Source organism: Nocardia sp. CS682 (assembly GCF_004634405.1).
Lineage (GTDB): Bacteria > Actinomycetota > Actinomycetes > Mycobacteriales > Mycobacteriaceae > Nocardia > Nocardia ninae.
Genome location: NZ_CP029710.1, coordinates 2,715,645 through 2,738,254, shown reverse-complemented (window position 1 = coordinate 2,738,254; position 22,610 = coordinate 2,715,645). Strand labels below are relative to the sequence as shown.

Annotated in this window: 17 protein-coding genes; 2 read left to right on the top strand and 15 right to left on the bottom strand. The window is 67.7% G+C overall.

Annotated elements, in window-relative coordinates:
- Positions 1 to 25: 25 nt before the first annotated feature.
- The 13 genes from DMB37_RS12235 to DMB37_RS12175 all read right to left on the bottom strand — a co-directional run bounded on the left by DMB37_RS12235 (position 26) and on the right by DMB37_RS12175 (position 16,691).
- Positions 26 to 3,745: a type I polyketide synthase gene (locus DMB37_RS12235; protein ID WP_135232799.1), complete on the bottom strand. Its 3,720-nt coding sequence runs from the start codon at positions 3,743 to 3,745 to the stop codon at positions 26 to 28.
- Positions 3,742 to 4,917: an acyl-CoA dehydrogenase family protein gene (locus DMB37_RS12230; protein WP_135232798.1), complete on the bottom strand. Its 1,176-nt coding sequence runs from the start codon at positions 4,915 to 4,917 to the stop codon at positions 3,742 to 3,744. The genes DMB37_RS12235 and DMB37_RS12230 overlap by 4 nt, the downstream gene beginning before the upstream one ends.
- Positions 4,914 to 5,966 (bottom strand): C45 family peptidase, encoded by a 1,053-nt coding sequence (locus tag DMB37_RS12225; protein WP_135232797.1) that lies wholly within the window; start codon positions 5,964 to 5,966, stop codon positions 4,914 to 4,916. The genes DMB37_RS12230 and DMB37_RS12225 overlap by 4 nt, the downstream gene beginning before the upstream one ends.
- A complete protein-coding gene (locus tag DMB37_RS12220; RefSeq protein WP_107658749.1) occupies positions 5,963 to 6,577 on the bottom strand; it encodes a GNAT family N-acetyltransferase in 615 nt (204 codons plus the stop codon). Before DMB37_RS12220 ends, DMB37_RS12225 begins: the two co-directional genes overlap by 4 nt.
- 1 nt (position 6,578) lies before the next feature.
- Positions 6,579 to 6,839: an acyl carrier protein gene (locus tag DMB37_RS12215; RefSeq protein WP_135232796.1), complete on the bottom strand. Its 261-nt coding sequence runs from the start codon at positions 6,837 to 6,839 to the stop codon at positions 6,579 to 6,581.
- Complete coding sequence (locus DMB37_RS12210; protein WP_135232795.1) at positions 6,832 to 8,319, bottom strand: AMP-binding protein; 1,488 nt, start codon at positions 8,317 to 8,319, stop codon at positions 6,832 to 6,834. Before DMB37_RS12210 ends, DMB37_RS12215 begins: the two co-directional genes overlap by 8 nt.
- Positions 8,319 to 10,334 carry a class I tRNA ligase family protein gene (locus DMB37_RS12205; protein ID WP_206055239.1) on the bottom strand — a complete coding sequence of 672 codons (2,016 nt, stop codon included), beginning with the start codon at positions 10,332 to 10,334 and terminating at the stop codon, positions 8,319 to 8,321. The genes DMB37_RS12210 and DMB37_RS12205 overlap by 1 nt, the downstream gene beginning before the upstream one ends.
- Positions 10,331 to 11,407: an FAD-binding oxidoreductase gene (locus tag DMB37_RS12200; RefSeq protein ID WP_135232794.1), complete on the bottom strand. Its 1,077-nt coding sequence runs from the start codon at positions 11,405 to 11,407 to the stop codon at positions 10,331 to 10,333. Before DMB37_RS12200 ends, DMB37_RS12205 begins: the two co-directional genes overlap by 4 nt.
- Positions 11,404 to 12,723, bottom strand: a complete 1,320-nt coding sequence (locus tag DMB37_RS12195) for a lysine N(6)-hydroxylase/L-ornithine N(5)-oxygenase family protein (protein WP_135232793.1) — start codon at positions 12,721 to 12,723, stop codon at positions 11,404 to 11,406. The genes DMB37_RS12200 and DMB37_RS12195 overlap by 4 nt, the downstream gene beginning before the upstream one ends.
- A 485-nt stretch (positions 12,724 to 13,208) precedes the next feature.
- Positions 13,209 to 14,237, bottom strand: a complete 1,029-nt coding sequence (locus DMB37_RS12190; RefSeq protein ID WP_135232792.1) for a ParB N-terminal domain-containing protein — start codon at positions 14,235 to 14,237, stop codon at positions 13,209 to 13,211.
- 348 nt (positions 14,238 to 14,585) lie between these two features.
- Complete coding sequence (locus tag DMB37_RS12185) at positions 14,586 to 14,906, bottom strand: hypothetical protein (RefSeq protein WP_135232791.1); 321 nt, start codon at positions 14,904 to 14,906, stop codon at positions 14,586 to 14,588.
- 94 nt (positions 14,907 to 15,000) lie between these two features.
- The gene (locus DMB37_RS12180; protein WP_206055237.1) at positions 15,001 to 15,780 is read right to left on the bottom strand and encodes a GAF and ANTAR domain-containing protein; all 780 of its coding nucleotides are present in this window, start codon (positions 15,778 to 15,780) and stop codon (positions 15,001 to 15,003) included.
- 284 nt (positions 15,781 to 16,064) lie between these two features.
- The gene (locus tag DMB37_RS12175) at positions 16,065 to 16,691 is read right to left on the bottom strand and encodes a glyoxalase (protein ID WP_135232790.1); all 627 of its coding nucleotides are present in this window, start codon (positions 16,689 to 16,691) and stop codon (positions 16,065 to 16,067) included.
- Between the two features lie 168 nt (positions 16,692 to 16,859).
- On the opposite strand from DMB37_RS12175, the gene DMB37_RS12170 reads away from it, so the two are divergent.
- The gene (locus DMB37_RS12170) at positions 16,860 to 18,167 is read left to right on the top strand and encodes a glycosyltransferase 87 family protein (protein WP_240772360.1); all 1,308 of its coding nucleotides are present in this window, start codon (positions 16,860 to 16,862) and stop codon (positions 18,165 to 18,167) included.
- Here the strand turns inward: DMB37_RS12170 and DMB37_RS12165 are convergent.
- Positions 18,122 to 19,834 (bottom strand): ABC transporter ATP-binding protein, encoded by a 1,713-nt coding sequence (locus DMB37_RS12165; RefSeq protein ID WP_135232789.1) that lies wholly within the window; start codon positions 19,832 to 19,834, stop codon positions 18,122 to 18,124. The two genes, DMB37_RS12170 and DMB37_RS12165, sit on opposite strands and share 46 nt — an antisense overlap.
- Positions 19,831 to 21,531 (bottom strand): ABC transporter ATP-binding protein, encoded by a 1,701-nt coding sequence (locus tag DMB37_RS12160; protein WP_240772359.1) that lies wholly within the window; start codon positions 21,529 to 21,531, stop codon positions 19,831 to 19,833. Before DMB37_RS12160 ends, DMB37_RS12165 begins: the two co-directional genes overlap by 4 nt.
- 253 nt (positions 21,532 to 21,784) lie before the next feature.
- Between DMB37_RS12160 and DMB37_RS12155 the strand changes: the two genes are divergently transcribed.
- On the top strand, positions 21,785 to 22,531 hold the full coding sequence (locus tag DMB37_RS12155; RefSeq protein WP_206055236.1) for an alpha/beta hydrolase: 747 nt from the start codon (positions 21,785 to 21,787) through the stop codon (positions 22,529 to 22,531).
- Positions 22,532 to 22,610: the final 79 nt, after the last annotated feature.

The following is a 22,610-nucleotide window of genomic DNA, read 5'->3' as shown; positions in this document are numbered from 1 at the left end:
CCGGGATATTGCGGCAAAGTCACGGCTATCCCTCCATTTCTCTCCGGCCACCCGCATCCGGGTGGTCAGCGATGATCGCCTCGGCGAGGTCTTCGACGCTGGCGGCGAGCACCGCGCTCGACGAAATCTCGGTTCCCCACCGTTGTGCCAGCCTGGCACGTATCTCGACGGCGGCCAGCGAGTCACACCCGACGTCGCGCAAGGGCCGCCGACGCGGAATCCGTTGCGCCGGAAGGCCGAGTACCGCGCCGAGTTCGGCGGTCAGGGTGTCCAGCAGGCCGCCACCGGCCGGGACTTCCGGTGCCGGTGGGGCAGGCTGCGAGTGGACCGGTGTGTCCGCTACCGACTCGGCAGGAGTGAACCAGGTACGCCGCCGCTGCCACGGGTAGGTGGGCATCTCGTCCGGAATGCCGAGCGTCGGATAGATCGCGGACCAGTCCGGATCGACACCGGCGGTGTAGAGGCGGGCGACGATCTCGGCGAGGCGAGCGGTTTCGGAGGTGTCCCTGCGTAATCCGGCCACCGCCGTACCGGAGGCACTGTCGGCGAGGCATTGCTCGATGGCCTGCACCAGCACCGAATGCGGGCTGATCTCGAGGAAAACCGTTGGCCCCAGCGCATTTTCGGCGGTGATCGCGTCGGCGAACCGAACGGTGGACCGCAGGTTGTCGGCCCAGTACCGAGCGTCGAGATCAGGGCCGGACATGCGCGCACCGGTGACGGTGGACCGCAACGGTACAGTCACCGGTTCTGCCCGCAGCCCGGCTAACGCGGTGCTCAACTGCGGTCGCAGCGGATCCATGAACCGGCTGTGCGAGGCGAAGTTGATCCGCACCCGCCCGGCACGCACCCCGGTGTCGCGCAGGTCGGCGAGCAACTCGTCCAGCGCGTCACTTTCGCCGGACAGCACGGTCAGCCGCGGGCTGTTGCGCGCGGCCACCACGAGCCGGTCGCCGTAGCGCGCGGCCGCGGCCTGTGCCTCGTCGCCCGGCATTGCCACGGCGACCATGCCACCCAGGCCATCCGCCTGCGACGTGAGTTCGCCTCGGCGACAGATGAGTTCGGCCGCCGCGCGCAGATCGATGGCCCCGGCGACCGTGGCTGCGGCCACCTCGCCGAAGCTGTGACCGATGACTACATCGGGCTCGATGCCCCAGGAGCGCCAGTGTTGCGCCAAGGCGACCTGCATGGCCCACACGGCTGGTTGGATCACCGCGGTCTTCGCCAGCTCCGCCCCGTCGTCGTCGGCGAGCACCTTCAACAGGGACCAACCGGCCGCGGATTGGATTGCCGCGTCGCAGTTTTCGATCGTGGTGCGGAAGGCGGCGGAGCTGTCCAGCAGCTCGCGGCCCATGCCGACCCACTGGCTGCCGTGTCCGGGGAAGACGAAGGCGATGCGGACTCCGCCGGTCGGCCGCTGCGTGACCTCATCGGGCAGCTGGGCGCGTAACGCCTCGGCCAGCCCGTCGCCGTCGAGCGCGGTTACTGCCGAACGCCATTCGTGGTGTGCTCGACCGCGCGCGGCGACGGCGCACACCCGCCGCGCAGTGACCGGATCGGTGCCGTCGAGCCGGTCTGCGTAGGCGGCCGTAAGGACTTGTGCCGCATCACGATCGCGCGCAGACAGGGGCAGTACCAGGGGCTGTGGCTCGTCATCGTCGTCCGGTGTCGAATCAACAGGCGGCGCGGTGAGCACGACGTGCACGTTGGTGCCGGACAGACCGAAGGACGTCACACCCGCGACCGGTGCCGAACCATCCGGCCACGCAACAGGTTCGGTCGGCATCCGCAGCGGCGTGTCCGGCTCGAGCAGCACCGGATGCGGCTCGGTCAGCAGCGGATTCGCCGGAATCAGCCGATGATGCAGGCTCAGCACCGTTTTGATGAATCCCGAGATACCGGCAGCCCCCTCGGGGTGGCCGATATTGGTCTTCACCGAGCCGACCAGGCAGGGCCGCCCCGCCGGCCGCGTTCCAGCGAACACGCGGGACAGGGCCCGCAACTCGATGGCGTCACCGGTATTGGTGCCGGTGCCATGGGCTTCCACATAATCCACCGCGGCGGGATCGATCCCCGCCCGGTCCAATGCGTCACGCAGCAGCCGTTCCTGTGCCTCCTGCGCCGGAGCAACCAGCGAACCACCGCCGCTGCCATCGTTATTGCTCGCACTGCCCGCGATCACCGCGTAGACGCGATTCCCATCGGCGCGGGCCTGCGCCAGCGGTTTGAGCACCACCACGCCGACGCCTTCGGAGCGGACGAAGCCGTCACCGGTGGCGTCGCCGAACCGGCAGCGACCCCGCCGCGACATCAACCCGACCTGCTCGTAGATGGCGGCCAGCTCGGGCAGCAGCACCAGATTCGCTCCGGCCGCCAGCGCCAGGTCCGAATCCCCGAGTTGCAGGCTCTGCCAGGCTAAATGCACCGCGGTCAGCGATGACGAGCACGCGGTATCCACCGAGACACTCGGACCGCGCAGGTCCAGAGCGAACGAGATGCGGCCGGACAGGAACGAGGACAACCCGCCACCGGTCAGCGCGTGCAGGTCGAGTGAACTCTGCCGCGCCTGCAATTCCCAGTAGTCCCGGCCCATCTGCCCGACGAACACGCCGGTGCGCGTGCCTGCCAGCGCAGTCGGTGGAATCCCGGCGTCCTCCAAGGCTTCCCAGGCCACCTCCAGCAGCAGCCGCTGCTGCGGATCCATCCGGTCGGCCTCTCGGGGGGAGATGCCGAAGAAGGCGGCATCGAAACCCTCGACGTCGTCCAGGAATCCACCGAAACGGCGGAATCCGGACGGCACCGCGGGCAGCCTGCCGAACACAGCGGGGTGCTCGGTGCGCCGCTCCGGCACCTCGGTCACGGCATCCACGCCGTCGACGAGTAACCGCCAGAGTGCTTGCGGGTCATCGGCTCCCGGCAGCCGGCAGCCGATGCCGACGACGGCCACCGGTTCGATACGTCCGTGGCGGGCGGGCTCCGGGGCAGCGGCCGAACGTGGCCGGTCGACCGGCGGCAGGAAACGGCGCAGCTCGGCGGTGATCATCCTGGTCAGCTCGCGACGATGCGTCCGGACGAAGAAGTGGCCGCCCGGCAGCACGCGCGTTCGCAGAGTCCCGTCGGTGAGTTCACCCCACGCGGCGGCGGCGTCCGGTGCGGCCATGATGTCGTCCCGGCCGCTGAAGACCACGATCGGGCACTGCACCGGTGCGCCGGGCCGATGCTGGTAGGTGGAGAATATCGTGACGTCCGCGCGCAACGCGGGCAGCGCCGCGCGCAGCAGATCGCGCTCATCGCGCAATTCGGCTGGGGTGCCGCCCATCTCGAAGATCCGGTCGAGCAGCTCGTCGTCGGGCAGTTCGTGCATGGGGTCCGGGGTGAGCCGGTGCGGCGCGGCCAGACCTGCCACCAGCAGTGCGGTCGGTGCGGGTGCGCCGTCGCGGTGCAGCCGCTGCGTCACCCGGTACGCCAGCAGGCCGCCCAGGCTGTGCCCGAACAGCGCGAAGGGCGCGTCGAGATGTGGACGGAGCGCGTCGACGACCGCGTCGGTCAAGACATCCAGATCGGCCAGCGGCGGCTCGCCCGCGCGTTCTTCCCGTCCGGGCAGCAGCACCGGCAGCACGTCCACCCAACCCGGCAGCTCCTGATGCCAGCCACGGAAAACCGAAGCGCCGCCGCCGGAATGCGGGAAGCAGAACAGCCGCACCCGCGCCGAGCGGCGGGGCGGCCGCGACAGGAACGCGCTCATTTCGCCCGCCCCCGGCCGCCCAGCGAGCCCGCGATGATCATCTTCTGCACCTCGGAGGTGCCCTCGTAGATCCGCAGCGACCGGATCTGCCGGTACAGCCGCTCCGGCACGCTGTCGGCGACCAGTCCCGCGGCACCGAAGACCTGCACGCAGGCGTCCACGATGTGTTGCGCGTGTTCGGTGGCGTACAGCTTGGCGATGCTGGAGTGTTTCGCCGCCGCCGGATCGCCGCGGTCGGCCTCCCACGCGGCGCGGGCTACCAGCAACGCCGCGGCGTTCAGCTCCACCTCGATCTCCGCGAACGTCGCCTTCACCAGTTGCAGGTCGAACTGCCGAGCGCCGTACATCGACCGGTTCTTCGCGTGGGTCAGCGCTGCGTCGGTGGCCCGGCGCGCGAACCCGATTGCCGCGGCGCCCACGGTCATCCGAAACCGTTCGAGTACTTCCATCGCGATCACGAAACCGCCGCCCGGCCTGCCGAGCACGCTGTCCTGCGGCAGGTGGCAGTCCGCGAACTCGAGATCAGCGAAAGAACGGGGCGCGATCAGCGGAACTCGTTGCCCCACCGTCAGTCCCGGTGTGTTCGCGGGCACCAGGAACGCGGTCAAGCCCAGTGCGCCCGGACCCTCGCCGGTCCGCGCGATGACGCAGAACAGGTCCGCGATACCGCCGTTGGCGATCCACGCCTTGTTGCCGTTCAGCACATAACCATCGGCAACCCGCTCGGCCCGTAGGCCGATCGCGGCGACGTCCGAACCGACCTCCGGTTCGGAGATGGCGAACGCGCCGCACAGGGTGCCTTTCGCCATCGGCGCCAGATACCGCCGCTGCTGTTCTTCGTTGCCGTGCCGCATGATCGGCGTCGCGGCGAGGGCTTGGATCGAGAAGGCGAAGTCGGCGAGATCGTCGGCGTAGGCCAGCGCCTCGCGCAGCAGGCACAGCGAGCGGCAGTCGCCTGCCGCCAGGCCTTCCGGCCCCGCAGCGGGATCCAGCGCCGCCAGCCAGCCGTGTTCGCCCAGTGCCCGCAGGATCCGCAGCCCGGTCGCATCGGGATCGGCCGGGTCGTCCCACAGCTCGGCGTGCTCGGCGCACCAGCTCTCGATCTGCCTCGCGCGCTGCACATGTCGCGGCTCGTAGAAGGGGAGGGCGAGGATGCCCGCATCGAAGCTCATCGTTGCTCCTGGGACAGCGTGAAGATTTCGGTGGCGTGCACCGCGGGGTCACCCGGCCGCAGGTGCAGCCGTCCGCGACTCGGACACAGCACGACGGCGGCGACGGTGCGTTCGCGGCGGATGTCACCGTTGTCCGTGACGTTGATCGGCGGTGCGGACAGCACGGCGAAATGGTCTTCCGGGTCGGCGGGCACGGTGGCGAGCCGGGTGCGGCACTGCTCGAGTCTGCGGACCGACGAATTGCGGGCGAACACGTTGATCTCGTCCCGGGGTGCGAGGTCGGGATGCAGGAAATGATTGGTGTGCACGGTGTTCAGGCCGTACTCGACCCGGAAATCCGAGTCGAGCACCTCGACATAGGCGGCAGTGTCCTTGTCGCACAACACGATGTTGCGCGAACTCGCCAGCGGCAGCTTCCGCAACACGCGCACCGCTTCCTCGACGGAGCCCGCGTTGTCGAGCAGATGCCGGATGGCGAGGTAGGGCGGCACACCCGGATGCCACTCGCCGCCGAGCACGAGATTCAACCCGACCGCGAGACCGTCGCTGTTGAGGCCGAGGTAGCCGAGCAGGCCGCCGAAACTGAGCACGAGAACGCGCCGGGACGTCCCGGCACGCGCGATCTCCAGCACACTGATCTGATCGTCCAGATTGCCGTTGAGATCCACGGTCTGCGCCAGCACGGGCTCGGCACCGGCCAGCGCGTACGTGGTGCAGTCCCCGGCGGTCGGAATCTTCTGATAGCCGAGGATTTCGCGGCGCAGTTGCAGCAATGCGGCCTCGTACGGGTCGATAGCCGCCCCGGCGGCGAGGCCGCGGATCTCCTCGGCCAGATCCGGTGTCGCAGCGGTGATCTCGGCCAGATAGGCGTCGATCGTCGGCCGTAGCTGCGGCAGCGACACCGGCTCGGGCAGGATCCGGTTCAACCGGCACAACCCGTCGTCCAGGAAGGCCCGCAGGTCGGCGGCCCTGGCCTTGCCGTGCTGATAGCCGAGGGCGAAGGAATCACCCTCGGCTCGGACGAACGGAGTCCGCAGGACCGCGCTCATTCGACGGCGCCCGCCAATTGCACCTTCGGATACGCCGCCAATTTGCTTTTGACGCCGGGCCATTCGCCACGCAGCACGCTGTAGAAGATGGCGTCCCGGCGACGGCCGCCGGGCATCGGATTGAAGCTGCGCAGGACACCCTCCTCGACCGCTCCGATATTGCGCAGACCCCGGCGCGCCTGCTCGTTGAGCACGTCGGTCTTGAACTCCACCCGTTCCGCGCCGAGCCGCTCGAAGGCGTGTTCCAGCAGTAGATATTTCGCCCACCGGTTGAGCCCGCTGCCGCGGAAGTCTCGGCCGAGCCAGGACCAGCCGATCTCGAGCCTGCCGTCCCGCTCGGCCATGTTCCCGTAGCTCATGCTGCCCGCGGCCCGGCCGCTGGCCTTGTCCATGATGTAGAAGACCACCCGGCGCCCGGCCAGCTGATCATCCAGTGCCGCATCGAAGAACGCGTCGAAGTCCGCTTCGGTCTCCACCAGCGAGACGAAGTACCGCCAGATATCCGGATCCAGCGCGATCGCGCACAAAGCCGCCCGGTCCGTCGGCTCGATCGGCCGGAGCAGGACGTGGTCGTTCTCCAGCCGCGCGGGCGCCAGCTCAGCCCAGCCCATGTCAGACCGCGCTTTCGGAGTGGCGGGACAGCGCGGCCGTCACGTCGCGCAGGGTGCGCATGGCGGCCACGTCCTCCTCGGTGAAGCTCGCCAGCGAGATGCCCGTGTCATCGCAGACCGCGGTCAGGAACAGGACCTTGTTCAGCGAGGTGAGGCCGTAGTCGTCGACCATGTCGAGGTCCGGATCGAGCTCACCGGCTGCGTTGTTCGACGCGATCACCTTCCGGAAGTTGTCGTGCACGGCCTTGTCCAGATCAGGCATGTGTTCTTCCTTTCTCGCCGATTTCCCGTCGATACTGCTCGAGGATCTGCCGACGTTTCGGTTTGTATTGCGAACTGAGCAGCCCGTTTTCGATGCTGAACCGAGGTTGCGCGATCACCACCCTGGCGATGCGCTCATCGCGCTCCAGCGCTGCGTTGGTGCGCTCGAGGTGTTCGGTGATCGCCGCTTCGTCGGCGGGTTCGCTGGTCGGCGAGACGACCGCGACGAGTTGGGTCTGCGTCGGACAGAACAGCACGCAGTGCTCGATCGCCGCACTCGCGGCCATGCGTTCCTCGATCGGCCGGACGATGACCTTCTTGCCGTTCGCCAACACGATGACGTCGTCGGCGCGACCCTGGATGTACAGAAAGCCGTCGTCGTCCAGGTAACCGAGATCGCCGGTCCGGACCGTGCCATCCGCGGCGAACGCGCCCATCGAATGCGCGGTCGCGCCGTACTCGTACCGCCGTGCCACCGGGAAGTCGCTGCGCACACTGATGACGCCGTCGGCGTCGAACAGCACCTCCTTGCCGGGCACCACGCGTCCGACGCTGCCTTCCTTGCTCGCGCCCGGATAATTCTTGGCGACAATGCAGGTCTCGTTCATGCCGTAGCCCTCGTAGATGGGCAGGCCCAGGTTCGTGAAGAAACGCAGCATGTCCGGGCCGGCCGGCGCGGAACCGGTCCACAGGTACCGGATTCGGTCGCCGAACATCTCCTTGGCCGCCACCTGCGGATCGGTCTGTGCCGCCAGATGCCGTTTCACGGTCTCGTAGAAGCCCGGCACTCCCATCACTACGGTGGGCCGCACCTGTCGCATTGCCGTGAACGCCGCCTCGTAGGTGCTGACCGTGACGTCGTGGCCGAAACACAGCGCCGAGTAGATCCAGTACCGCTGCTGCAACAGGGCCAGCGGCAGGAAGACGAACAGGTGGTCGCCGGGGCCGTGCGCGAACATTGCCTGGACGGCGCGCAGTGAGCTGTCGATGCTGCCGACGCTGGCCGCCAAGCCCTTCGGCACGCCGGTGCTGCCCGAGGTGAACTTGAGGGTGGTCGCCTCTTCGCTGTCGTACCGGACCTCGGGCAGGGGGTCGGCCGGTTGTTCGGCGAGCACGCGCGCCTCGCTGATCGGCCGGACACCGGCGGCGGTGGACGGCTGATCGGTGAACAGCAGCTTCAGGTCGTAGCGGGCGAGCAGCGCCGCGTCGGGCTCGAACTTGCCGGGCTCGAGCCCCGCGGTCACCGCTTTGCACCGCAGCGCGGCCAGATCGAGCAGCACCCACTCCAGGCAGTTCGCAGCGAGGATGCCGATCCGATCCCCTTGCCCCACACCCAATTCGCGGAGCCGAACCGCCAGGCGTTCGGCACCGGCAGCCAGCTCACGCAGTTCGATGGATTCCGTCTTGCCCAGCCGCGCGAAGGTGGCGTGGTAGCCGGCCGGGGGCGGCGTCGCGACGATCTGGTTGATCACCGAATCCATCAAGCGCTCCCCACCCCGACCGGCTCCGCCACCTCGACCGAGGGCTCGGCGAAGAACTCGCGCACCAGGTCCACCCGGGTTCCGGCAGGCACGAGTTCCACGGTGTGTGGCCATTCGTTCGGGCGCTCCTCGTCGAGGGCTGCGCCGAGCCGCGCGGCGAACCGGGGCAGCAGCGGCGTGGCGCAGTGGGCGAGCAACCGCGCCGCGGCGAGTTCCAGCGCCACCGCGGTACGGGCCTCGTCGTGCCACTCCTCGGCCGTTGCCACGGCGCTTTCCTGGTCGACGAATCGGCGTGTGTCTGTGACGATTCCGTGCAGCTCTGCGGCCGCGACCGCGAGCGAGAACCCGTCTGGACCGAGGGCGGCGGTCACCGCGGACAGGCGCGCGCCCAGCCGACCGAGAAATGCCGTGTGCTCCGGGGTCCAGATGCCGGCGTCCGGGGCGTGGCCGCCGTATCGGGTCTGGATGCGGTGGCCCAGGTCGTTGAGCCACTGCTGCCAGGTGCCGATCAGTTCGTCGCGTACTGCGGCCGTATAGCTTTCGCGAGTGAAGTTGGTGCGCCTCGACTCCGGCCGCGTCCGGGAAAGGAAGTACCGCACTCCGTCCACGCTGTCCGGCGTCAGGATCTCCTTGCCCCAGACCGCGTGCCGTCGGCTGGTGGAGAATTTGCCGCCGTCCAGGAGATAGAACTCGTTGACGTGGTAGTCGATATCCGGCTGCCAGTCGGGGAAGGCCAGCCGGTACAGCACGGGGTACAGGATCGAGTGGTAGAAGCTGTTGTCGTAGCCGAAGAAATGCACGATCTTCCAGTCCTGCTCGGGCTCGTCCGCCCGCCAGTTCCGGCCGAGGCGGCGGCCCAGCGCCGAAATGCTGTGCAGGAAGCCGTAAGACATCTCCGGCCAGACCCAGATGACCTGTCCGGCCACGTCGGGTTCGGCGGGCGGCACGCCCCAGTTCGCGGGGTGGGTCATCGCCACATCGAGTCGGGGGCGAGCGAACAATCGGCCGGCCAGTTCGCGCAGCCGCGCCGGAACGCGGCCCAACCGGTGATGTGCCGCGAGTTCGGCGGCGAACTCGTGCAACGGGAGGGTGAACCTGGTGATCGTGTCGATGCGCGGGGTGTCCTGCGAGAGCTTCGACTGCGGATCGGTCAGGTCGACACAGGAATTGGGCTCGCCGCAGCCCTCGCAGATGTTTCCGCCGGTTACCGCGCCGCAGCCGGGGCAGCCGCCCGTCACGTCGGCCTCGTACAGGTAGTCGTGCGTCGTGGCATCGAAGAGCGCTTTACCTTCCTGCGGCGCAATAGATCCCGACTTCACGAGGCGGGAGAAGTACGCCTGCAGTCCGGCGCGGTAGGTGGGTTCCGTATCGGTCACCGTGTATTGGTCGGGCTCGATGTCCATCAGCCGCAGCGTTTCGGCGATCTCGGCGCTGTAGTAGGCCGCCGTCGCGGCGGGGTCCTTGCCCTCGCGCCTGGCCCGTTCGACCACGTAGCTCTGATAGTCGTCGCTGCCGGTGAGGTGCCAGGCCTGCGCACCGTTCATCCGCTGGAACCGGACGAAGACATCCGCCCCCAGATACGGGCCGGACAGATGCCCGAGATGCAGATCCCCATTGGGAGTCGGCGGCGTGGAGAACACGAAGATCGGCCGCTCGCCGAAACGCCGCCGGTCGCTGCGCCCGGTCGCCGCGCGGGCGGCCCGGCTCGGATCGCGCCAGTACAGGTCGAAGAACACCAGCTCGGTGGACCCGGTGTTCTCGACGACGTGGGTCTCGAACGGATCGAACAGCACGGCCATGCCCGGTGCGACGGGATGCCGGCCGCCGTCCACGATGACGTCGCCGTGACCGCTGACCACCAGGAACAGCTCGGTCTCGTCGTGCTGGTGCGGATCGGACCGGCCGCCGGGCGGAACCCGGACCCAGCCGGCGCCGAAGCCGAATCCATCGATCGAACTCATGTCGATGCCGAATGCGGAGTGCAGTTCGGCCGTGTCGAAACGATTGATGATCACGCGGGACTCATCTCCTTCGGTGGCTGACTTGTCTCCCCGTCCAGTTGCAGCAGGCCGACGGCCTCGGCCGCGATCGCCGGGGCGAGCCGGTAGCCCGACCCGTTGGCGGCACCGGCGAAGATCACCCGTCCGGCCGGGTCGAGCGCGCGCACCTGCGGCTCCCGATCGGCGCTGTAGGCGTCGCAGAACACGCGACCGCCTGCGGCGCGTTCGGCCAGCGTGGGTGAGTACCGGTGCAGCAGCGGCAGGGCCGCGTCGAGAACTTTCTCGTCGAGCCCGTCGGACACGGTGTCGGGGTCGACATCCCACTCCTGGTGGGTGTAGCTGAACAGCCAGTGCCTGCTGTGCCGCAGCGGCAGCAGGAAGGCGTCCTCGTCCTGGAACACGATGGCGCCGTCGTCGCGTCTCGGCTCCTGCTCGATGTGGATCGCGGCGACCTTCTTGACTCGCGCGTGCAGGGGGGCGACGAGCTCGCGCCATGCTGGATCGGCCAGCCAGGGGCCAGGGGCCAGCACCACGCGTCCGGCCGGGCACGTCTTCCCGGTGCTGAGCCGGATCAGCACCTCCGAACCCGCGTCTTCGACGGCGGTGACTCGCACGCCTTCCCGGAAGGTGACGTGCGGACGCAGCTCGCGGGCCACCGCCTGAGCGACCGCGGGTACGTCGGCGTAGTGGCATCCGTTGCCGCGCCAGGCGCGGGCGCCCGGTGGCAACCGGACGTCGGCAGGCACCGTTTCCGTCGGTGTCAGCGCGGCACGGTCGAGATAGACCGCATCGAGCTGTGCGGCGGTCTCTGTCGCCACCACGGTCATGCCGAGCGAATGTATGGGCAGGGCAGGATGTTTCGCGGCGAGGTCGGCGTAGAAATCGTGGCTGTACGCGGTCATCTGCCGCACCCGTTCGGTTGCGCCGCGCGGGAAATGCAGACCTGCGGAGCGTCTGCTGGCGCCGGTGCCGATCCCATCTCGGTCGAACACCACGACGGGGGTGTCGGGGGCGCGCGAAATCACCTCGCGCGCAACGAGGCAACCGACGATGCCCGCGCCCACGACGGCGACGGTGCTGTTCGTCATCGCTCTACGCTCCGGTCGTCGGGAGCCTTGGCCGACCATTCGAGAAACGAATCGTGTGGGTCGTCGGAGCGGATGCCGCGCAGGCGATCGGCTATCCGTTTGCTGCGCCAGGCGACGAGGCTCAGATTGGCGTCGGCCAAGCCGCGCTGCCGGCGGGCGCCGTTCTGCAGGAAAATGTTTCGGTCGGCGGGGCCGTCCCAGCACACCGCGAAATCCGAGTCGATTTTGTATTCGTCCCGATCGCGTTCCAGGCGGTCCGCGACGGGGGACAGGAACTCCATGTCGTCGGCGTGGAAACCGGTCGCCCAGACGATCACATCCGCCTCGGCATGTTCATCCACGCCCGGTTGGTCGTTGTGCGTGAAGGTGATATCCCAGCCCGAGTCGGGATCGCCTGTCACGCCCAGCACATCGCGGTTCGGGTACAGGGCTACCAGATCGGTGGCGCCGTCGACGAAGTGGTGCAGGTAGATGCGCTGGTAGATCTCGCGCAGCGTGGCCTCGGAGATGCCGTCGCTGGTCAGTACGTGGGCGGCGTTGAGCACGTCCCGGGATGCACCGGGTAAGCCGGCGAAGTACTCCGAGTAACCGGGCATGTAGTAGTCGTTCGTGAACGGCGAGTCGTCCAACGGAAAGTAGTTGCGGCGCCGGGATATCCAGCCGACCCGGCGCGGCAGCTCGGCGCGCGGACGGGAGATCAGCTCGAGAAATGCCTCCGCGCCGGACTGGCCGCCGCCGATCACCCACACCCGTCGTCCCGCGAGTCCGACTGCCTTGTCGGCGAATTCGCTGATATGGAACTGGGTCGGTCCGAGCAGCTTTTCGGCCACCGGAGGAACATAAGGCTTGCGGCCGACACCGATAACGACGTTGTCGGCCTTCACCGTGCGGTTGCCGGTGCGTAGCAGGAAAACATCATCGAATTCGATGGAGTGGACCTCTTCGCCGAATATCAGGTTCTCGTTCTTCGAGCTGACCCATTCGAGGTAGTTTCGGAATTCGCTGCGCGGCACCGCATCGAACTGCGCATTGAGGTAGTGGTAGACCCGGCCCTGGGCATGGAGATAGGACAGGAAAGAGAAGCGGTTCGTCGGGTCGGAGAGGCTGACCAGGTCCTTGAGCATGGAGACCTGGAGCGAGGTGTTGGGGAGGAGTTGCCCGTCGTGCCAACGGAAGTCGCGCCGCTTCTCGAAGAAACAGTTCGACACGTCAGGCTGTTCGTACAGTAATGAGGCCAGGCTCAAGTTTGCTGGTCCGATACCGATTCCCACGCATCGGTAATGTTCGCAATTGTCGGTGAGCGAGTTCCGGCTCATTACGCCTCCTGCCCCTCGGGGCCAGTCCCTCGGTGTGCATACCGAGTGAATCGTCGGTTGCGAATTCGCAATACTCGCCCCCGTGGGCGGCTTTGCTGCATGAATAGAACCCCCGTCGATCAGCTGGAGCCCTGTTTACCACTTCAGAATCCGCGGTAATATCCTCGAACTCAACGCTAGCGGGTGGGGGAGGCGTGCACAAGAACGGTGAAAGTTTTTGCCGGAGTTCGGTGCAACGCTGACGACGGTGCGTGTGATCGTCTAAGCGGTTGGCGCGGTAGGCCTTTGGGATGCGGCGGCGAAGGCGTAACCTTAGGCTCGAGCAACGACCGATGGGAAGCTGTCGGGGCCGCTGAAGTCTCCCCTCGTGCTGGCGCCTGTGCCTGTTGTCGCGGGGTGCCCAGGCAGCGGAAGGCATTGCCTGACAGCGTGTTTGGAAGCGCGTGGTTGCTGTACGAACGGCCGGGTTCGGCCCTCGAAGGCTCTTACGCGGAGAAGGCGCCGCGGGTGTGCTGCTCGAGTCGCTGTGCCAGGCGTTGCAGGTCCTGGGAGCGTCGCCGGGCGAGCTCGGCGACGCGCGGCGCGCAGTGACTCGGCACATTGCCGACGACGTCGTCCCATTCGATGTCGTCGTCGAACGGAAACTCCAGCCACCGCAGCAGTTTTCGCCCTGTTTCGGAGAAACGCAGCGACGGATCCTTGCGCAGCTGCTGCAGCATCTCCGCGGAGATCACCCGCTGCGGGGCCGGAGTTCGGGCATCGGACCGCTCGGCGGGTTCGGGTGTGGCCGTCGAACGCCGCGCCGAGCGGCGCAGCGGCACCGGATTCTGACCACTGTGCAGCCGTTTGCGCACATCCTTGGCGGTGGTGACCGAGATACCCGCTGCCACAGCCACTTTCCGCACCGACGCGGTGGGGTCGGCGGTGAACATCTCGGCGGCGCGTTGCCGGCCCTGCGGTCCGGACCGATGCCGCACGCCGTTGCGAGCAATCCGACCGGTCGACTGTGGAACTTCCACAGTCGACCGCCTGCGGATGGCGGAGACGGTCTTGGGCGAAACCCCCGCGATGGCGGCGATCGCTCGATCCGACCAGTCCGGATACGACATCAAAATCCGGAGCGCGGCGGCCTTCCGCTCGGCCAGCGACAGCGGCAGGCCGTGCGCCGTATTCAGCTTGACCGCCAGCACGAACGCTTCCTCGGGGCCACCCTCGAAAAACACTGCGGCGATAGTCTTTTCGCCGCGCAGCCGAGCCGCGCACAGTCGATGCCAGCCGTCGACAACCTGCATCGTCGCGCGGCGCACCACAATCGGCGCAAGCGCGGTCGTCGACTCGGCGAGAATGCGGGTGTGATCGGTGTTCTCGCCCGCCGTGCGTGGTGGCGAATCCGACGGCAGTAGCTCGCTGATCGGCAGTTCGACAATTTTCGAACAGTACGACGGCGAGCCCGTGAAGTTCGGTGCGGATAGGGTTCCCGCCCGGGACGAACCGACATTGCCCCCACTGGTCATAGATTCCCCTCCCGGGTTTCACATGCTTCCGATACGCCGCGCAGCCAAGTGCAGTCACGGCCACGGCGCAGGCAATCCGGTATCGAGTCCCACTTCAGGGTACTAGCGGCGCCGCCACCCTGGCTCCCCCGATCGGGGGTACCGCAGCACAGCGCCCACGCAGGTCATCGCCCTCTATCACGACCCCCTTCCGCATCGCCGCGAACCCCGACAACCCCTTCGGCGACGCCCGCTCGGGACGCCACACCGACTCTGAAAAGCTACCGCATGGAATCACTTAGGGGGTACGGAGTGGCGCATCTGTGACGGGTTTCCACGAAGGTATCGGCGTTCGTTGCGGTTGGGCGTTCAGCGCGTTTTGCCGGAGAGGCGGGCCAGGACGGCTAGGCCGGTGTCTCGGATCAGGCCGTCGAGGTCGTCGATGAGTTCTTGTACCTGGGCGCCTGCGGTGCGGAAGTGTTGGGGGGTGGGGTCGGGGTGGTCGAAGACTTCTTCGAGGTGGTGTAGGCGTAGACCTACGTCGAAGAGGTGTCGGACCAGGCGGGCGTCGAGGTCGTCGAATTCGGTTGAGTCGATGGGTAATTCGGCTTCGAGGCGCAGTGCCTGGCGAGGTGTCCGTTTCCGGGGCGACGTGGTGATGGGTCCACCGGGGTGCGGGGTAGTGGCCATCGGATTCTCCTGGTCCGGTCGAATCGACGCGACCGGTGTATGTCCGCGGCACGCTTTTCGACTCACGGACATACGGATCCCACTTTACGCCCACTCAGAGCTGGCGGCTATCAGTGGAGGTGACGAGTTCGCCGCTGTGCGTGAGATATTCGGCGACGTCGGCGAGCTTGATGTTGGTGCGCTGACTGGCCCGTACCAGCAGGGCGAAGGCTTGGTCGCTGGAGAGTTTGTGGCGTTCCATGAGGATGCCTTTGGCCTGGCCGATCAGGTCGCGGGTGCTCATCGCCCGGGACAGGCGTGCCCGTTGCTGGGCGTCGGCCATCGCGACCGCGGCATGCGTGGCGAAGAGTAGACCCACCTGCTCGGAGTCGTCGGTGAAGGCTTCGGTCCGGCGGGAGTACAGGTTGAGCGCGCCCAGGTCGTCGCCGGTGACGTAGAGCTGGAACGCGAGGATGCTGCCGATGCCGAGTTCGGCAGCGCGGGCGGCGAAATGCGGCCAGCGTTGTTCCTCCGCCATTTTCGGCAACAAGACGGTGTGCTTCTTGTGCAGCACATCCATGCACGGCCCCTGGCGGCAGTCGATCTGCGCCTGGTCCACCTGGTTGACCAGATCGGCGGAGACCGCGAGTGTGCGCATGGTTTCGCGCTTTTCGACGACCGACAACCCCGCGTATTCGGCGCCAGGTACGGTCTGCACCGCGGTATCGACGATGCACTGCAACGTCTCGTCGATGCCGCCCTGCTCCTGGAGGTAACGCGCCAGATCGCCCAACTGGAGGGCCAGATCGGCCAATCGCCGCGGTCCCGCAACGGAATCGCCCGACAACACGCGCTGGCCTGACCCGCTCTGCCCGTACTTCGCGTTGGTTGTCACATCTACTCCGTGTGTCCGGAGAAGCGCTGCGAGGGACTGTCGTGCCACGGTGTCGCGACAAGCCACTTCGGGTGAGAGTTTACGTGCTTCGCATGGCCTGCTTCGACGTTATCGCCCTGTTCGAGTAGTCGACCGGCGAGGGTGCCGTCTCGGAAATCGACTTCCCGTGGATTGCGTTGCAGCCCAGTTCCTTCGCGAGGACACGCTCACGAGGTGGCGTGCTCGGGCGGTGCGAAAACCAGCGGGCGACGAGCCCACCTGGCCGACATCTCAGCAGCCGCCGGTCAGATCGTCTCCCAGGCGAATCCGTCGGGATCGGCGAACGGGCCCGCGTTGCTGACGATGGCGAGGCGGTGCGAGCCGGTGCCTTCCTCGGGGACGCCCGCGTCCTTGGCGGCGGCGCGGCGGCCGTAGAGGGCGAGCTTGATCGCGGCGGCCGGGGCGTCGAACTCGACGTACTTGCTGCCGAAGCTCTTCGCCACGGTCAGGCCGTGGTCGACATAGAACTGCTTGGTCGCCTTGACGTTGTCCACGCCGAGCAGCACGACGAAATCGTCGACCTCGCGGGTGGCGGGTCCGGTGTCCTTCTTCGAGGAGGTCGCGATCTTCCAGAGAGCGCCGTCCGGCGCCTGGATGACGCCGCCGTAACCCCAGAAGCTCTTCTTGGCCGGCTTCACCGTGGTGGCGCCCGCCTCGAGCGCGGTGCCGATGAGGCTGTCGACGGTGCTCGGCTGCGACACCACGAGCGACAGGATGTAGCCGCGGAAACCGCTGGTCGGCGCCTCGGAGGTGCGGAAGCGGAGTTTGTCGCCGAGGCCGAACGCGGCGGCGTAGAAGGCCGCGGCGGCGGTGGCGTCGGGCACCTCGAGCAGGACGGAGTCGATGGTGATCTGTTCAGTGGTGGTGTTCATGGCACTAACGCTATGTGCTGGGCACTTCCTGGCGCTTCTCGATTCCTGACCGGTGTGCCGAGCCGGTTGCGGGCGTACCGGGTACCCAGTTGCGGCTGCGGTGGAAACCGCGCGGAGCTGCCACTAGCGTGGGTTGGCGCGAACGGAGTCCGATAGCTGGGAGTGGGTTTGTCGACATCGACGATCGAGCACACCGAAACGTCGTCCGCGCCGAACGTGCCCCGCAGCATCGCGCCGCCGGTGTGGTGGACGATCGTGCTCGCCGGGGTGGTCGCTGGTGGGTACTACCTGGTGCAGGTGCTCGAGCATCGGCAGGTGATGCTGCACCTGATCGATCTGAGCGTCTATCAGATCGCCGGCGATCGGGTGAGCCACGGGGTTTCGGTCTACGACAGTCCGCTGCTCGGGAACACCCGGGGCGTGTGGGAGTTCGTCTACACGCCCTTCGCCGCGGTGCTCTTCGTGCCACTGCGCTGGCTGCACGGTGACCTCTACACCCTCCTCGGCGGCTTCGGCAATTTCGCCATGCTGGCCGCGACGTGCTGGGCGGCGCTGTCGATGCTCGGCTATCGGCGAGAGCCACGGTCAGTGATGGCGGCTGTCTCTATCGCCGGATTACTGCTGTGGTGCGAACCCATCCGCCAGACCATGGCGTTCGGCCAGATCAATATCTTCCTGCTGCTGCTCGTCATCGCCGATATGGCGCTGCCCGACACGTCGCGCTGGAAGGGCGTGCTGACCGGTATCGCCGCCGGTATCAAACTGACTCCTGCCTTCTTCGTGCTCTACCTGCTGGTCACCCGCCGCTATCGCGCCGCGGCGACGGCGGTGGGTGCGTGCGCCGCGACGCTGGTCCTCGGTTTCGCCGTGCTGCCGAAGGATTCCGTGACGTTCTGGAGTGGCGCCTTCGTCGACCCGGACCGCGTCGGCGTGCCCGCGAACCTGTCCAACGAATCGCTGCGCGGCCTGATCGCCCGCTCGGTCGGCGTCGAGGGTGCCCACCAATTGCTGTGGCTCGCAGGCGCGGCCGCGATGGCGGCGACCTGCCTGTACCTGGCGCGGCGGTTGTCACAGGCCGGGCGCGAACTCGCCGCGGTGGTGTGCGTCGGTGTCACCATGACAGCGGTCTCGCCGTTCAGCTGGGTGCACCATTGGGTTTGGCTCGCACCCCTTTTGATCTGCCTGGGCGACCTGGCGCTGCGCCGCGGCGGTCTCGTCACACCCCTGGTTTTCCTGGCGACGGCCCTCGTCACCTCCGGCGGTGTCCTCGCCTTCCTCGATCCCACCCTGGTCAGCATCTTCGACTACGCCGCCCGCGCCCAGCCGACGGTGCTCTATCGCAATGCCTACATTTGGCTCACCGTCGCACTGCTCGCGGGCACCGCCCTAGCTCTGCGTCGATCGAGAGGTCCGGAGCAAGCACGTCCACCTCAGTCGCCTACCGGAGTCAGCGAGAGGTTCCAGAAGTCGGCGTAGCGTCCGCCGCGCTGTAGCAGTTCGTCGTGACTGCCTTGCTCCACGATGCGGCCGCCGTCCAGGAACACGATGTGGTCGGCGCGGCGCACGGTGCGTAGGCGGTGCGCCACCATCACCACGGTTCGGCCGGCCAGCAGACGTTCGATTCCCTCGTGCACGGCCGCCTCGTTCACCGGGTCCAGTGCGGAGGTGACCTCGTCCAGCAGCACGATGGGCGCGTTCTTGAGGAGGGCTCGGGCGATCGAAACGCGTTGGCGCTCACCGCCGGACAGTAGTGCGCCACCTTCGCCGACGTTCGTCGACCAGCCGGCGGGTAGTCGGTCGATCACTTCGTCCAGCCGCGCGGCGCTGACTGCTGCGCGCACCTCGGCCTCGTCGGCGTCGGGGCGGCCGAGGCGCACGTTTTCCTCGATGGTGCCGTCGAAGAGATAGACGTCTTGGAAGACGATGGCGATTCGCGCCATCAGTGCCTCGGTGCTGATCGAGCGGACGCCCACCCCGCCGACGCGCACTGCACCCTTGTCTACGTCGTAGAACCGGGCGAGTAACCGGAGCAGCGTGCTCTTACCCGCGCCGGATGGTCCGACGATGGCGAGCCGCTGTCCTTCGGGTAGGGACAGCGACACGTCGTCGACCAGGGTGCGGTTGTTCTGCCGGAAGGTGATCGACGCGAACTCCAGGTCATGGGTCACCGGCTGGATCGGGTCGTGGGGCTCCGGCAGCGGCTCGGTGCGCAACACCGTGTCGAGCCGGACCAGTTCGGCTCGCGCGCCGCGCAGTTTGCCGCCGATGTCCGACAGCGACAGCAGTGGATCGGCGCACCGGGCGGCGAGGACCAGGGTCGCCAAAAGCTCTGCGGCGCCGAGGGTTCCGCCGAGGGCGAGGTAGGTTCCGAGGATCAGCAGCGCGGTGAACATCGCCTGCACGGCGAAAGCGAGGCCGACTGCGCCGGGCAGCGCCGACAGAGTCGAACGGCGGGCCGCGCGCTGGACTTCGCGCAACGAGTGGTCGAGCAACTCGAAGCGTTCCCCGGTCCGGCCGCCGGCCCGCAGCACCGGTTGCGCCTGGAGGAATTCGATGACCCGCCCGGATGCGGTGTGGCTGCGTTCGGCGGCTTCGGCGTCGGTGACGGCCATCGAGCGGGCGGTCCAGATCTGGACCGCCACTACGACCGGAGCGGCGACCAATGCGGCCAGGCCCAGCTGCCAGTGGAAGGCGAGCAGTACGACAACGATCGTCAGCGGCGTCACCGAGGCGGAGACGAAGGGCGCCAGCAGATGTGCCGCCACGCTCATCGCTTGCAGCAGCCCGCGGCTGGCCAGGACGGACACCGCACCGACCCGGCCGCTGCTGTACCAGCCGATGGGCAGGCGGGCCAGGTGATCGCCGAGCCGGTGATACATCCCGCGCAACAGCGCGGCCCCGACACGGAAGCCGGACAAGTCACTGCGATAACGCAGGATCGCGTAGCCGGCGACTGCTGCCCCGAACGCGGTGAGCCAGGGCCACGCGTCCGCAGGCGTGCTCCCGAACAGGGCCCGCAGCACGGGAATCAGCAGCGCGTAGGACAAACCTTCGACCACCGCGGTGATCGTCATCAGCGCCACGGTGCGACGCATCGGCCGGGCGTACTCGTTGCCAAGCACCCGCAACAGCATTCGGATCATCGGAGCTCGTCTCCTTGTAGTGCGCCACCCGCGATCGCGCAGTGGTGGGATCGCCAGAACTCGGCGAACTTTCCGTTCTGGGTCAGCAATTCGGCAGGTCTGCCACGTTCGACGATCGCGCCGTCGGACAGCACGACGACCGTGTCCGCGTCGGCGACCGTCTCCAGGCGGTGGGCGATGACGAGAATCGTCCGATCGCCCGCCAGCGTCGCCAGCGCGCCGCGCACCGCCTGCTCGGTCTGCGGGTCGGCGAAGGCGGTCGCCTCGTCGAGCACCAGGACCGGCGCGGCGGACAGCAGTGCCCGGGCGAGCGAAACCCGTTGTGCCTCACCGCCGGACAGTTCCACATCGGTGCCGATCACCGACTCGTAGCCGCGCGGCAGCTCGAGAATCCGCTCGTGGATGTTCGCCAGCCTGGCGACTCGAACCACCTCGTCGAGGTCGGCCTCGGGTACCGCGAGCGCGATATTCTCCGCGATCGAGGCGCGCAACAGACGGACATCTTGGAAGACGAAGGAGACGGTCCGGTAGAGCTCGCGGCTACCGAGCTCGCGCAGATCGACCCCGCCCAGGATCACCGCACCGTGCGTCGGGTCGAAGAACCGCGGCAACAACTGAACCAGCGTGGACTTCCCACTGCCCGACGGCCCCACGATCGCGGTGACCGTCCCCGGCTCGAGTACCAGATCGATGCCGCGCAGCACTTCGCTGCCGGGTTCGTAACCGAATCGAACGTCCCGCAGTTCCACCCGGTGCCCGTTCGGCGCGACCGGGTGTGCGGGCTCCGGAAGTGGCTGTACCGCAAGCACATCCTTGACCCGGCCGAGTGCCCGCCCGGCGGTCTGCATGTCGTCGAACCCGTGGCCGAGCGCGGCTACCGGCGCGGTCAGCCCGAGGCCGAGCAGCAGGAAGGGCAGCAGGTCGGTGGGGGTCATCGAGCCGTTCGTGACCAGCGCCGTACCGCCGATCAGCACGACGAGCAACACGAACGGCGGCGAGAGCACCAACTGCATGCCCGCCGCGACAGCGGAGACGCCGCGCACCCAGCGCAGGAAGGTGTCTACGAAATCGTCTGCGGCGGTGCGGAACTTACTGTGTGCGCGCCCGGATCCGCCGAAGGCCTTCACCACGGAGATGCCTTGCACGAACTCGACGACCGAACTCGCGATCCGCCCCATCGCCGTATCGAACTCCGCCTGCTCACGCAGCCGGGTCGGCGTCATCAGCAAGGGCACCAACGCGATTGCCAGCAGCACCGGTATCAGCGTGATCAGTGTCAGCCGCCAGTCGATGGTGAACAGGTAGATCAGCGATACCAGCGGCACGACGAATGCGGAGACCAGTTCGCCGGGGGCGTGCGCGATGAACGGGTGCACGGCGCTGACATCCTCGCCGACCACCTTGGCCAGCTCGCCGGTGCGGCGCTGGGCGAACCAGCCGATCGGCACCCGGCCGAGCCGCGCGGCCAGCTGTCTGCGCAACGACAGCTGCACCTGGCTGTCGAGTAGGTGCCCGAGGCCGGACGAGGCGGCCGTGAACAGCAACCGGACGAACAAGCCCGCCGCGCCCGCGAGCACGACCGTCCAGACGTGGCCGTGCTCGATCGTGCCTGGCGACAACAGGATTCGCCCCAGTTCGACGATCGCGAGCAACGGCGCCAGGCCCGCGACCGCGCCGATCACCTGAAGGATCAGCACGGCGGCAAAACTCGGGAGATGCGGCCGCAGCAGCCTCGAAATGCTCGGGCCCGCTACGGAATCGGCATTCGAGGGTGGTCTGGACTGCTGTCTCGCCTCGGCAAGGTCGATCGCGGTCATCATGCTCCCGTTCGGTTTATATACGCGTATAAATAACCTACCTCGAGTACCCGCGACAGGCCACAGATCCCTCGTTCGAAGGGTTTGCGCGCAGACCTTTTGATAACTTGCGCTCGAGGAAGGGAAGTGGCCGGTGACCGATACGGACCAGCAGAGTTTCGACTACCAGGAACGGGCAGCGCTGGACCGACTACTCAGGGAGAGCGGCGACCCCGGCACTGTCCTCTCCTACGGTCCGGATCCGGACCAGCTGGCGGAGGTTTTCGGCGAACCCGGACCCACCGTGGTCCTCGTGCACGGCGGCTACTTTCGGGAAACCATCGATCGAACCCACGCTCGCCCGCTCGCCCGCGCCCTGGCCGAGGCGGGCGCGCACGTTTTGCTGATGGAGTATCGGCGTACGCCGGGCGACCCCACGACGGCGGTCGCGGACCTGGACCTACTCGAATCGCGCTTGACCGAGCCGGTGCTGTGGGTCGGTCACTCCGCAGGCGGGATGCTGGCGCTGACCCGGGCTTACGAACGCCAGGCCGCCGTGCTCGCCTTGGCGCCGGTCGCGGATCTCGCGCGCGCCTCCCGGCTGAACCTGGGCGACGGCGCGGTGACGGCATGGATGGGCGGGACTCCCGAACAGCAGCCGCGCCGATATGCGGACCTGGATCCGCAAGTGCGGCTGCCGCCCGAGCCGCCCAGTGTGCTCCTGGTGCACGGCAGCGACGATCAGACCGTGCCCGTCGCGCTCAGTCGGGACAGCCCGGCCGAATCGGTGGTGCTGCCGCACGTCCACCACTTCGATCTCATCGACCCCGAGGCCGAAGCATGGCCCGCGCTCTCGGAATTGGTGCGCTCGGCCTTGGCTCGGCTGCCCCGCGCCCGCTGAACTGCCGCGGCCGGTCATCGGAGCCCTTCGGCGTACCTCGGACCGGCGCGAACGCCGGCTCGTCGGCGCGGTGAAATAC

Excerpts from the sequence above, each read along its gene's own strand:
- DMB37_RS12230 (WP_135232798.1), bottom strand. The coding sequence starts at position 4,917 with ATGAGCTTCGATGCGGGCATCCTCGCCCTCCCCTTCTACGAGCCGCGA.
- DMB37_RS12220 (WP_107658749.1), bottom strand. The coding sequence starts at position 6,577 with ATGGGCTGGGCTGAGCTGGCGCCCGCGCGGCTGGAGAACGACCACGTC.
- DMB37_RS12185 (WP_135232791.1), bottom strand. The coding sequence starts at position 14,906 with ATGGCCACTACCCCGCACCCCGGTGGACCCATCACCACGTCGCCCCGG.
- DMB37_RS12215 (WP_135232796.1), bottom strand. The coding sequence starts at position 6,839 with ATGCCTGATCTGGACAAGGCCGTGCACGACAACTTCCGGAAGGTGATC.
- DMB37_RS12235 (WP_135232799.1), bottom strand. The coding sequence starts at position 3,745 with ATGAGCGCGTTCCTGTCGCGGCCGCCCCGCCGCTCGGCGCGGGTGCGG.
- DMB37_RS12165 (WP_135232789.1), bottom strand. The coding sequence starts at position 19,834 with ATGATCCGAATGCTGTTGCGGGTGCTTGGCAACGAGTACGCCCGGCCG.
- DMB37_RS12190 (WP_135232792.1), bottom strand. The coding sequence starts at position 14,237 with ATGACCAGTGGGGGCAATGTCGGTTCGTCCCGGGCGGGAACCCTATCC.
- DMB37_RS12195 (WP_135232793.1), bottom strand. The coding sequence starts at position 12,723 with ATGAGCCGGAACTCGCTCACCGACAATTGCGAACATTACCGATGCGTG.
- DMB37_RS12200 (WP_135232794.1), bottom strand. The coding sequence starts at position 11,407 with ATGACGAACAGCACCGTCGCCGTCGTGGGCGCGGGCATCGTCGGTTGC.
- DMB37_RS12210 (WP_135232795.1), bottom strand. The coding sequence starts at position 8,319 with ATGGATTCGGTGATCAACCAGATCGTCGCGACGCCGCCCCCGGCCGGC.
- DMB37_RS12175 (WP_135232790.1), bottom strand. The coding sequence starts at position 16,691 with ATGAACACCACCACTGAACAGATCACCATCGACTCCGTCCTGCTCGAG.
- DMB37_RS12225 (WP_135232797.1), bottom strand. The coding sequence starts at position 5,966 with ATGAGCGCGGTCCTGCGGACTCCGTTCGTCCGAGCCGAGGGTGATTCC.